The organism is Gordonia otitidis (assembly GCF_020735545.1).
GTDB lineage: Bacteria > Actinomycetota > Actinomycetes > Mycobacteriales > Mycobacteriaceae > Gordonia > Gordonia otitidis.
In genome coordinates, this window is sequence record NZ_CP085974.1 from 534,503 (window position 1) to 548,767 (window position 14,265).

Annotated in this window: 11 protein-coding genes; 2 read left to right on the forward strand and 9 right to left on the reverse strand. The window is 65.8% G+C overall.

What is annotated here, in order from left to right:
• Window positions 1-54: 54 nt before the first annotated feature.
• The 4 genes from LK459_RS02350 to LK459_RS02365 are packed head-to-tail and all read right to left on the reverse strand — an operon-like array spanning window position 55 to window position 5,871.
• Window positions 55-1,911, reverse strand: a complete 1,857-nt coding sequence (locus LK459_RS02350) for an ABC transporter permease subunit (RefSeq protein WP_227921537.1) — start codon at window positions 1,909-1,911, stop codon at window positions 55-57.
• Window positions 1,908-3,092 carry a polyamine ABC transporter substrate-binding protein gene (locus LK459_RS02355; RefSeq protein ID WP_227921539.1) on the reverse strand — a complete coding sequence of 395 codons (1,185 nt, stop codon included), beginning with the start codon at window positions 3,090-3,092 and terminating at the stop codon, window positions 1,908-1,910. Before LK459_RS02355 ends, LK459_RS02350 begins: the two co-directional genes overlap by 4 nt.
• Window positions 3,089-4,204: an ABC transporter ATP-binding protein gene (locus tag LK459_RS02360; protein WP_227921541.1), complete on the reverse strand. Its 1,116-nt coding sequence runs from the start codon at window positions 4,202-4,204 to the stop codon at window positions 3,089-3,091. Before LK459_RS02360 ends, LK459_RS02355 begins: the two co-directional genes overlap by 4 nt.
• Window positions 4,201-5,871, reverse strand: coding sequence for an amidohydrolase (locus LK459_RS02365; protein ID WP_227921543.1), 1,671 nt, complete (start codon window positions 5,869-5,871; stop codon window positions 4,201-4,203). The genes LK459_RS02360 and LK459_RS02365 overlap by 4 nt, the downstream gene beginning before the upstream one ends.
• Window positions 5,872-6,071: 200 nt before the next feature.
• Here LK459_RS02365 and LK459_RS02370 point away from each other — a divergent pair, with 200 nt between their 5' ends.
• Window positions 6,072-7,466 carry an NAD(P)/FAD-dependent oxidoreductase gene (locus LK459_RS02370; protein ID WP_227921545.1) on the forward strand — a complete coding sequence of 465 codons (1,395 nt, stop codon included), beginning with the start codon at window positions 6,072-6,074 and terminating at the stop codon, window positions 7,464-7,466.
• Between the two features lie 153 nt (window positions 7,467-7,619).
• On the opposite strand, the gene LK459_RS02375 is transcribed toward LK459_RS02370, so the two are convergent.
• From LK459_RS02375 to LK459_RS02390, 4 genes are all read right to left on the reverse strand, one after another.
• Entirely contained in the window at window positions 7,620-8,927 is a 1,308-nt protein-coding gene (locus tag LK459_RS02375) for a PhoH family protein (RefSeq protein WP_227921547.1), read from the reverse strand.
• A gap of 326 nt (window positions 8,928-9,253) precedes the next feature.
• Window positions 9,254-10,126, reverse strand: a complete 873-nt coding sequence (locus tag LK459_RS02380; protein ID WP_007239694.1) for an acyl-ACP desaturase — start codon at window positions 10,124-10,126, stop codon at window positions 9,254-9,256.
• Between the two features lie 76 nt (window positions 10,127-10,202).
• Window positions 10,203-11,480 (reverse strand): serine hydroxymethyltransferase, encoded by a 1,278-nt coding sequence (gene glyA, locus LK459_RS02385; RefSeq protein ID WP_227923542.1) that lies wholly within the window; start codon window positions 11,478-11,480, stop codon window positions 10,203-10,205.
• Between the two features lie 55 nt (window positions 11,481-11,535).
• Window positions 11,536-12,774, reverse strand: coding sequence for a DUF885 domain-containing protein (locus LK459_RS02390; RefSeq protein ID WP_227921549.1), 1,239 nt, complete (start codon window positions 12,772-12,774; stop codon window positions 11,536-11,538).
• A gap of 98 nt (window positions 12,775-12,872) precedes the next feature.
• On the opposite strand from LK459_RS02390, the gene coaA reads away from it, so the two are divergent.
• The gene (coaA, locus tag LK459_RS02395; RefSeq protein ID WP_007239697.1) at window positions 12,873-13,814 is read left to right on the forward strand and encodes a type I pantothenate kinase; all 942 of its coding nucleotides are present in this window, start codon (window positions 12,873-12,875) and stop codon (window positions 13,812-13,814) included.
• Between the two features lie 45 nt (window positions 13,815-13,859).
• Here coaA and LK459_RS02400 read toward each other — a convergent pair whose 3' ends face one another.
• A complete protein-coding gene (locus LK459_RS02400) occupies window positions 13,860-14,228 on the reverse strand; it encodes a cupin domain-containing protein (RefSeq protein WP_227921551.1) in 369 nt (122 codons plus the stop codon).
• Between the last annotated feature and the right edge of the window lie 37 nt (window positions 14,229-14,265).

Here is a 14,265-nt window from a genome sequence, read left to right on the forward strand (position 1 = left end):
GAACCCAATTTCAGGTTCAAGCACGGCGTCGTCTTTTCTGCGGCTGTCCCCTCCTCAGCCGAGCATCTTGACCATCGAGTTCGAGTCCTCACCGCTACGACGCAGGATCGCCGCGGACACCGCCAGCACCACCAGGGTGAGAGCCAACATGAGCGTCGACATCGCCGCGACCTCCGGACGCAACGCGACGCGCACGTTGGAGAACACGTAGACCGGCCACGGTGTGTACCCCGGCTGCTGCACGAAAGTCGAGATCACGACGTCGTCGAGGCTGAAGGTGAAAGCCAGCAGCATGCCGGCGATGATTCCCGGCATGGCCGCGGGCAGGATTACGTGCCGCAACCGCGCCACCGGCGACGCGTAGAGATCGGCTGCGGCTTCTTCGAGCGCAGGGTCGAGCGAGGCAACGCGGGCTCGCACGATGAACGTGACGACCACCATCGACACCACGGCGTGCGAGATGACCAGACGGAACAGGCCGTTGTTGAACGGGGTGAGCCCGCCGTCCACGCCAAGGGTGACGTACCACGGGAGGAAGGCCACCGCGTCGGCGATGTCGGGGGTGACCAGTGTGACGGTGAGCAGCCCCATTAGCCCGACGGACCACCATCGTGGCCTGCGTGAGATGCCGATTCCGATGCCCGCGAACCCGCCGAGCACCGTGGCCAGCAGAGCGGACAGCACGCCTACCTCGAGCGACACCTCCACCGACCTGACGATCGTGTCGTTGGTGAGCGCATCGGAATAGGCGGTGAACCCGAACGAATCGAACTGCTGTAGGAGCCGACCGGTGTTGAACGAGTACACGACGATGACCACGATCGGCAGGAACAAGAACAGGAACACGATGACAGCCCACGCCTTGATCGCGAATGTGTACCAATCGAACTGTGTGCGTAGCGGTTTCATGGTCAGGGGCGGCAACGGACCGGATTTCTGGCCGGTGGCGTCGGGAAGTCGGACATCGAACACCCGCTTGTCCAGGTAGGTGGCGATCGCACGGATGACCAGCCCGGCGAGAACCACGCACAACAGCACGACCAGCATCAGCGACACCGTCATCGCCGACCCCAGCGCCCAGTTCTGAGCGGTCTCGAACTGTGCCGCGATCATCTGTCCCGCCATCGTCCCCTTGGCGCCGCCGAGCACCGACGGCGTCACGTAGTCGCCCATCAGGGGAATGAACACGAGCAGGACACCCGACGCGATGCCCGGCGAGGCGAGCGGGAGGGTGATCCGGAAGAACGTGGTCCACCGGTTCGCCCCGAGATCCCGGCTCGCCTCGCGTAACGACAGACCGGCGCGATCCATCGCGACGTAGAGCGGGAAGATCATCAGCGGTAGGTAGTTGTAGACGACGCCGATCTGTACCGCCGCACGTGTGTACAGGATGCCGAGTTCGCCGAGCCCCATGCTCTGCATCGCACTCGACAACCAACCCGAGGGCGCCAGCGTGATCTGCCAACCGATGGTCCGCACGAGGAAGTTGGTGAAGAACGGGACGATGATCAGCGCGAGGTACAGCGGACGTCGCCGTGGATTGCTCTTGACCGCAAGCCAATACGCGAACGGGATGCCGATCAGCAACGTGAGCAGGACACCGATGACGGCGATCTGGAGCGTGTTGGAGAAGGTGGATCGGTAGTCAGAGCCGAATGCCTCGCCATAGTTGTCGAACGACAGGCGATCGGTGGCGTACGTCGTGAACTGGTCGGGCTTGTACCCGAAGCTGTACCAGATCACCAGCGCGAGGGGGATGACGAAGAAGAAGACGATGTAGGCCCATGCCGGGAAGGTAAGACCGCCCGCACCGAAGAGACGTTGTCGGAGTGGGGGTTTGGGGGTACGAATCGGCTTGTCGTCCGGCTCGGAATGCTGCGGTGTCGGCGCGAGCGTGTCTGTCGTGGTCATCGGGCGCTCCTCGCCTGCATCTGATTGAGGATCTCGGTGCGTTCCTGGGTTGCCGAGTCGACGGTGGCGACGACGAGGCGATCGACGATCTCGTCGGACGGGAAGAGCAGTTCGGGGAACGGGAGGTCAGCGGCTTTCGCCTTCTCGACCATGCCCTTGATCCCGGTCTGGTAGCCGATGTACTGGAGTTCGGTGAACGAGACCTCCGGATCGAGCATGTGATTGATGAATGCGTATGCGGCAGCGGGGTGTTGGGTACCACGGACTATCGCGAAGTTGTCGGTGAAGAGGTTCGCTGTGGGCAACGGGTACACGAAACCCCACTTGTCGGGCTCACTCTCGTTCATCAGGGTCAGGCGGGCGTCGCCGTTCCATGCCTGCAACAGCGTGTAGGCACCTCCCGAGACGATCGACGTGATCGACGAGTTGTAGCCCTGGATTGTCGGAGCGAGCTGATTGACGAGGATGTTTCGAGCTGCGGCAAGGTCTTTGGCGTTCGTCGTGTTCGGGTCGATGTTCATCGATCCCATCGCTATCGACACGACCTCCCACGGATCCTCGACGACGCTCACCTTGCCCTTCGCGGGCCCACGGGCGAGATCGATGAAATCCCTCCACGACGTCGGGGTCTTGTCGGTGAGCGACTTCTGGTACATGTACCCCGTCGTTCCCCAGTTCTTGCAGGCTGCGTGGCGCGAGTTCGGATTCCACGGCGGATTGAAGAACCGCTCCTCCAGGTTCTTCAGGTTGGGTATCCGGGAGTGGTCGAGTTCGTCGAGGAGGCCGTGCTCGACCATCTGCGGGATGTACACACCTGTCGGGACGACGACGTCGTAGCCGGAGGTGCCGCGGGCCGCGGCGAGCTTCGCGATCATCTCCTCGTTCGAACCGAACGAGTCGACCTGCAGCCGCACACCGAACTTGTTGCGATACGCATCGAGGTCACCCGGGTCCTCGTAGTCTCCCCAGCTGTAGTAGTTGAGCTGGCTCTCCATGTCATCGGACACCGGTTTCGACGGGGCGATGGTCTTGTCTCCCCCGCATGCCGTCACGGCGAGACCTGCGACGGTGACGCCTATTCCGGCGAGGAAGCTGCGGCGGGTGATCCGGGACACGGCCGCGCGCGGGACGAGGGCGCGCACCGCCGTCGGATCGTCGTCTGCCCGTGGCTGCCGGCTCATTTGACGAACACCCGCGTGTCGGCACCGGCGAACGTGCACGTGACGTGCTGACCCTCGCGCAGTTCCGGGAAGTTGCGTGTCGCACCGCGCACCAACACCTCGGTGCCCGCGTCGGTCGTGACCACGACCTGCGTGAGGTCGCCGAGGAACGAGACACCGGCGGTGGTGCCGGAAATGACGTTGTCGGCGCCGTCGATGTCGGCCTGCGTCTCGGCGAACCAGATCGCCTCCGGCCGGATGGCGACGACGAGGTCGCCCGAGAGGCTGTCCGGGTCGTCCGCGACCACGAAGGGGCCGTCGGTGGTCGGGAGACGACCGTCCGACATGCCTGCGGTCACGTCGAAGAACGTCTGCTTTCCGACGAAGTCGGCGACAAACCGGTTCACTGGTTTGGCGTAGATGTCCTTGCCGTCGCCGACCTGCGCGACACGGCCCTCACTCATCACGACGATGCGATCGCTCATCGAGAGCGCCTCCTCCTGATCGTGTGTCACGAACACGAAGGTGGTGCCCAGATCCTTCTGGAGCAGTTTGAGTTCGATCTGCATCTCCTCGCGCAGCTTGCGATCGAGCGCGCTCATCGGCTCGTCGAGCAGCAGTACGTCCGGGCGGTTGGCGAGCGCGCGAGCGAGTGCCACGCGCTGCTGCTGCCCACCCGACAGCATGGCCGGCTTACGATCGGCGAAGCGGGTCATCTGCACGAGCTCGAGCGCCTCGGCGACGCGCTGCCCGATCTCCTTCTTGGCGACCTTGCGCTGGCGCAGACCGAACCCGACGTTCTGCGCCACGGACATGTGCGGGAACAACGCGTAGGACTGGAACACCGTGTTCACGGGTCGACGCTCCGGCGGGACGTCGATGATCGACGTGCCGTCGAGCGTGATGTCGCCTTCTGTGGGCCGCTCGAACCCGGCGAGCATGCGCAGGAGCGTCGTCTTGCCGCATCCCGACGGCCCCAGTAGCGAGACGAATTCTCCTGCGGCGACGTCGAGATCGATGTTCGTCACCGCGACGTGGCCGTTGTCGTACACCTTGGTCACACCGTGCAGTGAGATGGCACCGCGCTGCGCGGTCCTCACCTCCGTCGGCTTGGCGGCTTCGACTGCGGTCATGAGTGGGTCCTCTCGTAAACGATCTCACCGTCGGCGACGGTCAGGTCGGCTCGGGTTTGCCAGAGCGAGTCCGGTTGCTCGGCAAAAGGATTGCGGTCTGCGATGACCAGATCGGCACGTGCTCCCGGCCGGATGACCCCGACCTGGTCGCGCCTGTTCACATGTGCCGACCCGCGGGTGTATGCGGCGAGCGCGGTGGTCAGGTCGAGCGCTTCGTCGGGGAGGAGCGGCTCGACCGACTCGCCGGGCGGGGTGCGGTTCACGGCGACGGAGATCGCGGCCCACGGATCGGGGGTGCTCACCGCCCAGTCACTACCCATGGCAAGCGCGGCCCCCGATCGGGCCAGCGACCCGAACGGGTAGTGCCACTGATATCGCTGCTCGCCGATCGCCTCACGCACCAGGCTCACCATCGAGTCGTCGTTGCACGCCCACAGCGCCTGCATGTTGACGGTCACACCGAGCTGCGTGAAACGACCGATGTCCTCCGGTCGGATCAGCTGCACATGTGCGATGTGATGTCGGCCTTCCGTCAGCCCGTTCGCGATGCGGGCCGCCTCCATCGCGTCGAGCGCGGAGGTCACGGCAGCATCGCCGATGGCATGGAAGTGGACGTCGAGTCCCGCGGCGTCGCAGGCGATCGCCGCTTCGGTGAGCACTTTCTGGTCGAAGTACGCCAATCCGGTGTCGGCAGGCGCGCACGCACATCCGCGCCTGCTCGCATCATCCTGACAGTACGGCTCCGACATGGCCGCGGTGCGATTCTCCACCACCCCGTCGACCATGATCTTCACCGAGTGCACGCTCCACCGTCGGCCCGCGGTGTTCGCCCGCCGCGCCGCGAAACCCGCGACGATGTCGTCGACCGCCCAGCGATCGAGATCGCGCGGCAGCCATGACGCGCCGACGACCCGCGCGGTGAGATCGCCCGCCTCCTCGGCTGCCGTGTACACCGAGTCCAGATCGGCCATACCGGGGTACTCCCCGACGATTGCCTCCTGCCAGCCCGTGACACCGAGCGAATGCAGGTACTCCTGCGCGCAGAGCAGTCCCGAGTACTGTTCGGCGGCGCCCGGCTGCGGTACGTGCCGGGAGACGAGGTCCATCGCACCCTCATGCAGGGTTCCCGTTGGCGAGCCGTCAGCGGCCCGCTCGATGCGCCCGTCCGACGGGTCGGGGGTCGCAGCATCGATGCCGGCGAGCTCGAGCGCTCGCGAGTTGACCCACGCGTCGTGATGGTCGCGATTGAGCAGGAACACCGGACGGTCGTCGACGACGGCGTCGAGTGCGGCAGCGGTCGGGCAGCCCCGCTCGAAATGGCTCATGGTCCACCCGGAGCCGACGATCCAGTCACGATCGGTCGCTGCGGCATAGGCGGCGATAGCGTCGAGGGTTGCGTAGGCGTCGTCGGCATCGGTCAGGTCGCACGCATTGCGGTCAACGCCCGCCGACAGCGCATGGACATGGGCGTCGGTGAATCCCGGATGGAGTAGCCGTCCCGCCAGGTCGATACGCTGCGCGCCGGCCACGAGCGACACGACGCGGTCGGTCGGGCCGATCGCGACGACCCGCCCGGAACGCACACCGACCGCCAGGTCGTCGTGGAGTCGATACCCGTCGAAGACCGGACCCGAGTGAAAGACGGTGTCCGGAAGCGGTACAGCCACGTGCGTTGCGGTCCTTCCGTGCCGGCAGGTCGAGCCGACGACCCGCTGGGTCACCACTGCGACAAGCTCCCCCGAGCAGTGGCTCGACTGCCGAAATTCGATGTTCTTGCGGAGAATCGTCACTGATTCCGCAGCAATTATCCATCTGAACAACCGCTTCTTAATCTGCTCGCAACATTGAGTGGCCTACCGTCTCTTCCATGCGCAACGGAGACGTCTCATACTGGTTCTCGACGATCGATCCCGTCCGACGGCGTGCTGGGCTCGATCGCGATATCGACACCGACATCGCCATCGTCGGCGGAGGACTCACCGGCCTCTGGTCGGCGTACTACCTGACCAAAGCACTGCCCGACGCACGCATCGTGGTGCTCGAGAAGGAGTTCTGCGGCTTCGGCGCGTCGGGTCGAAACGGCGGCTGGTTGTCGGCTGAGGTCCCGGGCAATCGGTCGCACTACGCCGACATCGCCGAGCAACGTGGCCGTGACGGTCTCGACGCGAATCGTCGGCTCACCGCCACCATGCGCGCAGGCGTCGACGAGGTCCTGTCCCGTATCGACGCCGAGGGCATCGACTGCGACGCGGTGAAGTCCGGTGTGCTGCACATCGCGCGGTGCGCCGCGCAGGAGTCCCGCCTGCGTGGCGAGCTCGACTTCGAGCGGCATGTCGGCGCCGACGACTGGGAACTGCTCGACGCTGACACGCTCGACGACCGACTGACGATTCCGGGCGCCCAGGCGGCGATGTACTCGCCGCAGTGCGCTCGGGTCAATCCGATGAAACTCACGCGCGGCATCGCCGACGCCGTGTCCCGCACCGGAGTGACGATCTACGAGGACACCACGGTCACCGAGATCAGCCCGCGCATGCTCCGCACGACACGGGGAACAGTGAGCGCCGAGACCATTCTGGTCTGCCTCGAGGGGTTCACCGCAACCATTCCCGGACAACACCGCGCACTGCTGCCCTTGAACTCCTCGATGATCGTCACCGAACCGCTGTCGACGTCGACCTGGGACGAGATCGGTTGGGCCGGAGCGGAACTGCTCGGCGAGACCGCGCACGCCTACACCTATTCTCAGCGCACCGCGGACGGCCGCATCGCGCTGGGCGGGCGCGGAGTACCCTACCGGTTCGGTTCGCGAATCGACGACAACGGGACGACCCAGGAGCGAACGGCGCTGTCACTGATCAGGGCCCTGCACGAGATGTTCCCGGCAACCGCGGACGTCGAGATCGCCCACGCGTGGTGCGGCGTACTCGGGGTGAGTCGCGACTGGTCCGCCTCGATCGACTTCGACCAGACCACCGGGATCGGTTCGGCGTCGGGGTATGTCGGCTCAGGCCTCACGACGACCAACGTTGCGGCACGCACCCTGCGCGACCTCGTCGTCGGCGACCGGACAGACCTCACCGACCTGCCGTGGGTCGCGCATCACGCGAGGAAGTGGGAGCCGGAGCCGTTGCGCTGGTTGGGGGTTGCGACCATGTACGGGGCGTACCGCGCCGCCGACCGCCGCGAACTGGCGTCGGAGTCGTCGAGTTCGGATGTGATCGCCCGTGTCGCGGACCGCATCTCGGGTCGGGCGGGGTGACCGTGTGCCGATTCCTGAGACGTACGTGCTGCAGTGACCGATTCCTCCGGTACGACACACATCTGTCCCCGCCCGCGGGCGCAGACCACCGCCCGCGCACCGGATGGGATGCGCGGGCGGAAGTCGTTGTGTTGAAGGGCTGGTGAGCAGCTGTCAGTAGGTCGCGCCCGGCGCGAACTCCTCGAGCATCTCGGTGACCAGTGCGGCGATCGGGGATCGCTCGCTGCGGGTCAGGGTCACATGCGCGAACAGTGGGTGGCCCTTGAGTTTCTCGATGACCGCCGCGACGCCGTCGTGACGCCCGACGCGCAGGTTGTCGCGCTGCGCGACGTCGTGCGTGAGCACCACCCGCGACCCCGTACCCAGCCGCGACAGGACCGTCAGCAGTACGTTTCGTTCCAGTGACTGGGCCTCGTCGACGATGACGAACGAGTCGTGGAGCGACCGTCCGCGAATGTGCGTGAGCGGCAACACTTCCAGCATGCCGCGGCTGAGGACCTCCTCGATGACCTCCTGCGAGGCAAGACCTTCGAGGGTGTCGAACACCGCCTGCGCCCACGGACCCATCTTCTCGGCCTCACCGCCGGGGAGATAGCCGAGCTGTTGTCCGCCAACGGCATACAGTGGCCGGAACACGACCACCTTGCGCTGGGTGCGACGCTCCAACACGGCCTCGAGGCCGGCACACAGCGCGAGAGCCGACTTTCCGGTGCCCGCCTTGCCGCCGAGCGACACGATCCCGACGCTGTCGTCGAGGAGTAGATCGAGCGCGACCCGCTGCTCAGCCGAGCGACCGTGCAGTCCGAATGCCTCACGGTCTCCCCGCACCAATTGCACCTGCTTGGCCTCGTTGACCCGGCCCAGTGCACTCGCGGAGCCGTGGCCGAGGAGTCGAACCCCCGTGTGGCACGGCAGTTCTCGTGCTGCGTCGAGATCGACGATCCCGTCGGCGAACAGTGTGTCGATGACGGGCTGTTCGACGGTGAGCTCCGCCATGCCCGACCACCCGGAGACCACGACGTCCTGTGCGTGGTATTCGTCGGCGTCGAGTCCCACCGCGCCGGCCTTGACGCGCAGCGGCGTGTCCTTGGACACCAGCGTGACGTCCTTGCCCTCGGCGCGCAGGTTCAGCGCGCACGCGAGGATACGAGAGTCGTTGGTGTCGGTGCGGAAGCCTGCGGGCAGCACGGCCGGATCGGTGTGGTTGAGCTCGACCTGAAGGGTGCCACCCTCCTCGCCGATCGGCAGCGGGACGTCGAGTCGTCCGTGTTCGAGACGCAGATCGTCGAGCAGTCGTAATGCCTCACGTGCAAACCAACCGAGCTCGTGGTGGTGGCGTTTGCCCTCGAGTTCGCTGATGACGACCAACGGCAGGATGACGTGGTGTTCAGCGAAGCGTGTGACTGCCCAGGGATCGGAGAGCAGCACAGAGGTGTCGAGGACGTAGGTGCGTGTGGTCACGTGGGCTCCTACGTTTGTGCGGCACCCGCACAAACCAGTTCTTCGATGACCGGCTGGTTCTTGTCCGTTCCTCGGCGTCAGCCGAGATGGACGAGGACCGGGGCCGGCCCCCTCGCGCTGCTGGTGCAACCCACGATGTGAACCTCCCGGACGAACCGCTTCCCCGCGGCCCGTCACTGGTCAACGTACGCGGATGCCGACGTTCCGGCGCGACGTAAACGGGTGTGTCTACGTGAAATATGCGTAAACGGACGTATCGTCGAACCACGACGCGCAGATGCGCTGCCGTGGTGGCGATACGTCCGTCAGCAGGGAGAACGCGGAGATCAGCGACCGGCGCGAGCGAGGATACGAGCCTTGGCGGCTGCTGCCTCGTCGTTCAGACCCTCGACACTTTCTAGTTTGAGTTGGTCGACGATCGACGCCGCGATCGCGTCGATGGTGGCTTCGTCCTGATAGTCGGCGATCAATGCGCGCTGCTCGTCGAAGTCGACGACGTCGAAGCCGATCGGCTCGTCGAGTCCGCGCGCGAGCGCCTTGTCGAGTGCGATGACGGCGGTGTCCTGGTCGGCCACGAGTCCGGCACCGAGCAGGTTGACGAAGGTGCGCGACGACGTCTCGTCGTCTCCGGCGACCTTGTGCAGGATCTGCGCCAGGATGTCGTCGGTCACCGATGCCTGCATCTTCTCGATGAACTTCACGCTCTGGGCCTCGTGTACGGCCATGAGCGCCAGCACGTCGAGCGGCTTGAGCTCGTCGACCTGCGCCTCGTTCTGTCGGTAGCCCGCGGTGACGTGAACTCGACGACGCTCCTCGGCATCGACCGGGTCGATCGCGCGGCGGACGACGAGGTAGTCGCGCAGGACCACCGCGTGGCGGTTGTCCTCTGCCGTCCACACACCGACGAGCTGACGCCAGTCGGAGAACGCCGGGAAGTACTTCGCGAGAATCCGGTGATACGACGGCAGGTTGTCCTTGGTGAGGAGCAACGCCAGCAGCGCCGCTGCGGTCTCGTCGGACAGCGTCTGTTGCGAGGGGTCCCAGTCGTCGCCTCCCATGAAGGCGAAGTTACGGCCGTCGTCCCACGGCACGTACTCGTGCGGATTCCACACAGCGGAAGCGAGCTGGTGATCCTCGGCGACCTCCGGGAGGGCCTTCTCCAGCGCGATGATCAGTTCGTCTTCGCTCAGTACGTTCATCGCAGCAAGGATACGGATCCGTAGGCGGCGATTTCAAACCGCCCCGGGCCCTCTCGACGGTGGTCGGATGTCCAGGTCAGACCCGGCTCATCAGCCCCCACTCCTCGAGTCCGTCGTAGAGCGGGTGGTCGAGTGCCAGGCGCGATACCCGCCCGCGCAACGCGGACACGTCGGCGTCGGCCCCGGCCGCGAGCGCGGTGGCGATGATGTCGGCCACCTCGGTGAACTCCTCGTCGCCGAAGCCACGGGTGGCCAGGGCCGGGGTGCCGATCCGCAGACCGGAGGTGACCATCGGCGGTCGCGGATCGAACGGCACCGCGTTGCGGTTGACCGTGATGCCCACCTCATGGAGCAGGTCTTCGGCCTGCTGACCGTCGAGCGGGCTGTTGCGCAGGTCGACGAGCACCAGGTGGACGTCGGTACCACCGGTGAGAACCGAGACACCGGCCTTATCGACGTCGGCGCCGGTCAGCCTCTCGGCGAGGATCTTGGCGCCTGAGAGCGTGCGACGCTGGCGGTCGGCGAACTCCTCGGTGCCCGCGATCTTGAGCGCGACGGCCTTGCCCGCGATGGCGTGCATGAGCGGTCCGCCCTGCTGCCCCGGGAACACCGACGAGTTGAGCTTCTTGGCCCACTCCTGCTTGGCGAGGATGATGCCCGAACGGGGACCGCCGAGGGTCTTGTGCACGGTCGAGGAGACGACGTCGGACGCCGGGACCGGGTTGGGGTGCAGCCCCGCGGCGACGAGACCCGCGAAGTGGGCCATGTCGGTCCACAGGTAGGCGCCGACCTCGTCGGCGATCGACCGGAAGGCGTCGAAGTCGAGCGTGCGCGGGTATGCCGACCAGCCCGCGACGATCACCTTGGGCTGCACGTCGAGGGCGATCTTGCGCACCTCGTCCATGTCGATCCGAAAATCCTCTTTGCTGACACCGTAGAAGTGGTTCTCGTAGAGCTTGCCCGAGAAGTTGAGCCGCATACCGTGCGTCAGGTGACCGCCGTGCGCGAGGTCGAGGCCGAGGAGCTTCTCCCCCGGGTTCATCAACGCCATCAGCACCGCCGCGTTGGCCTGAGCTCCTGAATGTGGCTGCACGTTGGCGAAGTCGGCCCCGAAGAGTTCCTTGGCGCGGTTGCGTGCGATGTCCTCGACGACGTCGACGTACTCGCAGCCGCCGTAGTAGCGACGTCCCGGGTACCCCTCGGCGTACTTGTTGGTCAGGACACTGCCCTGCGCCTGCAGCACCGCGCGGGGCACGAAGTTCTCCGAGGCGATCATCTCGAGCGTGTCGCGCTGGCGACTCAGCTCGCCGTTCATCGCGGCGGCCACGTCGGGGTCGAGCTCGGCCAGGGACATCGAGTTCAGGCTCGCGGTGTTCGCTGAGATGGGGTTCTCGGTCATGGCGAACAGTCTATTGGCCCAGTTCGGCTCGGAGCAGCGCTGGGGTCAGTGGCTCGTCGAGGAGTCGTCCGAAGCGCGCCAGTCGCTCCGGTTCGGGCACCGCCTCGAGCCACTCCTCCAATAGTCGGTATCCCTCGACGTAGGTCGAGATGTAGGCCCGCCACAGCGGCGAGGTGAGGAATCGCAACATCTGGCGCGCCCGCTCGGGCGGTGCGAGCAGCCAGCGTTCGAGGAAGCCCGCGACGATGTCGACGTCGGCGTGTTGGTCGTGCAACATCAGGGCGGCGTCCTGCCGCACGGTCAGCAGGCCCGACGACGCCCTGCCGACTCGCTGCGCGCGCTCACCGTCGAATCGCAGCCCGAGGTCGGCGTAGATCTCCTGCGCCCACAACCCCCAGTCGTCTCCGATGGCTGCATGCAGCGCGTGGTCGGCGAGCCCCTCCGCCATCAGACACTGCGGTGTGTTGACCAGGAAGATGGTCTGCTCGGCCTGCCCACCGCCGACGAGGATCTGCTCCTTCCGGCAGTGCTCGGTGTGGTGCCCCGGATAGGCCTCGTGGGCGATGAGATGCGGCAGCGACGACATGTACTGCGTGAGGTCGGCGTTGATCGCGACCCGCGACCGATAGTTGCCGAGGTAGTAGTTGAAGCCGGACCACGGCTTGTCGGTCACGACCTCGAACTCGACGATCTCGTTGTCGGACAACGGAAACTCGTCTCTGACCCGCTCACGCAGCGCACCGCTGAACGCACGCACACATTCGTCGACGCGTTCCGGCGGGATCTCGTCGGAACGACGGTACGCCGCATAGGCATCGCTGAGCACCGGTCCACTCGCGTCGGGTACGCCGAGCGCAGAACCCAACTCGCCGTGCGCCTTTCGATAGTCATCGGTGTCGGCGGGCGCGATGTCGACGTCGAAGTAGGCGCGCACCTCGTCGACGAACCCGATGTCGTCGCCCGCGAACTTGCGCGCGGAACACTCGAGTGCACGCAGATGCGCATCGACGAACGCCGCGCGATCGGTCGGCAGCCCAGCGGGTAGTTCGCCACGCAGGCCACGCGCCCGGTCGGCGAGTCGCGACGGGTCCGGAGCCGGCCCGTTGGCGACCTCGGAACGCAACGTCGGATCACCGGTGTACGCGTCGACGAAGCCCTCTTCGAGCCGGTCGAACGCGAGGCCGAGTCGTAGATAGTCGGTGATCAGATCCGTCTCCGGGGTTGCCGATCCCCTGCTCGCCGTTGCCATGGTGGAAGGCTACCGACAGCGGCATCGGCGCGCCCTTCTAAGCTGTAGGCCATGACGATGAGGCGCGACGCGCATCCGCCAACGGGACGAGTTGGCTGATGGCGCGCGACACCACCGGCCGCGATCCCAGTCTGTATCTGGAACTCGATCGCAAGCAATGGCGTGACCTGCGTGAATCCATGCCGATGGTGCTCAACGAGAACGAACTCGACCAACTCGTCGGCATGGGCGAGAACGTCGACCTTCGAGAGGTCGCCGAGGTCTACCTTCCCCTCTCGCGTCTGATCCATCTGCAGGTCGCAGCCCGACAACGCCTCTTCGCGGCGACGTCGACCTTCCTCGGCGATCGACAGACCACCAAACAGGTGCCGTTCGTGATCGGGATCGCGGGAAGCGTGGCCGTCGGCAAATCGACCACCGCGCGCATCCTGGCAGCCCTGCTCGCCCGCTGGGAGTCGCACCCGAAGGTCGACCTCGTCACCACCGACGGATTCCTGCTCCCCACCCGCGAACTCGAACGCCGGGGCATCATGCACCGCAAGGGATTTCCCGAATCCTACGACCGCAGGGCGCTGCTGCGATTCGTCACGGAGGTCAAGTCGGGTGCGCGCGAGGTCACCGCCCCGGTGTACTCGCACCTCACCTACGACATCGTCCCCGACGTGATGCACTACGTGCACCAGCCCGACATCCTGATCCTCGAGGGCCTCAACGTCCTACAGACCGGCGCGACGCTCATGATCTCGGACCTGTTCGACTTCTCGATCTACGTCGACGCCAAGACAGCCGACATCGAGAACTGGTACATCTCCCGGTTCCTACAGATGCGCTCGACGTCGTTCGCCGATCCCAACTCGCATTTCCACCACTACTCGTCGTTGACCGACGACCAGGCCAAAGCAGCTGCACGCGACATCTGGACGTCGATCAACCTACCGAACCTCCGGGAGAACATCCTGCCCACGAGGCCACGCGCCACCCTGGTGCTCCGCAAGGACGCCGACCACTCCATCAACCGGGTCCGACTGCGCAAGTTGTGAAGTCGCGGTCATGCCGACCCAACCTGATCACTGCGCCCGCGGCGATCACTGCACCCACGGCGGGCTGATCCGACCGCCATCCCCCGTCGTGGCGGTCAGGCCGGGCACCGAGGTCACCCACACTTCGGACTCTGCGTCTCCTGGATTGTCCAGTAGCACAGAGCTTCCCGCAGGCACGAAGACCACCGCGCCCGGCTCGGCGTCGACTTGCACGCCGTCGAGCGCAAGCCGCGGCGCACCGGAGAGCACGAGCATCACCTCCTCGGAATCGACGGTGTGCTCGGTCCCCGACTGACCGGGACACAGCGTCGTCCGCCAGGCGCAGAGATCACGGCTTCCTGTGCGCGGCGATACGAATGATTCGAACGACGCCCCGTGCATGTCGTATGTGGTCGACCGAGTGACGAGTGGCATGACAGCTCCTTGATATAGACAGTCTGGCTGTCTATAT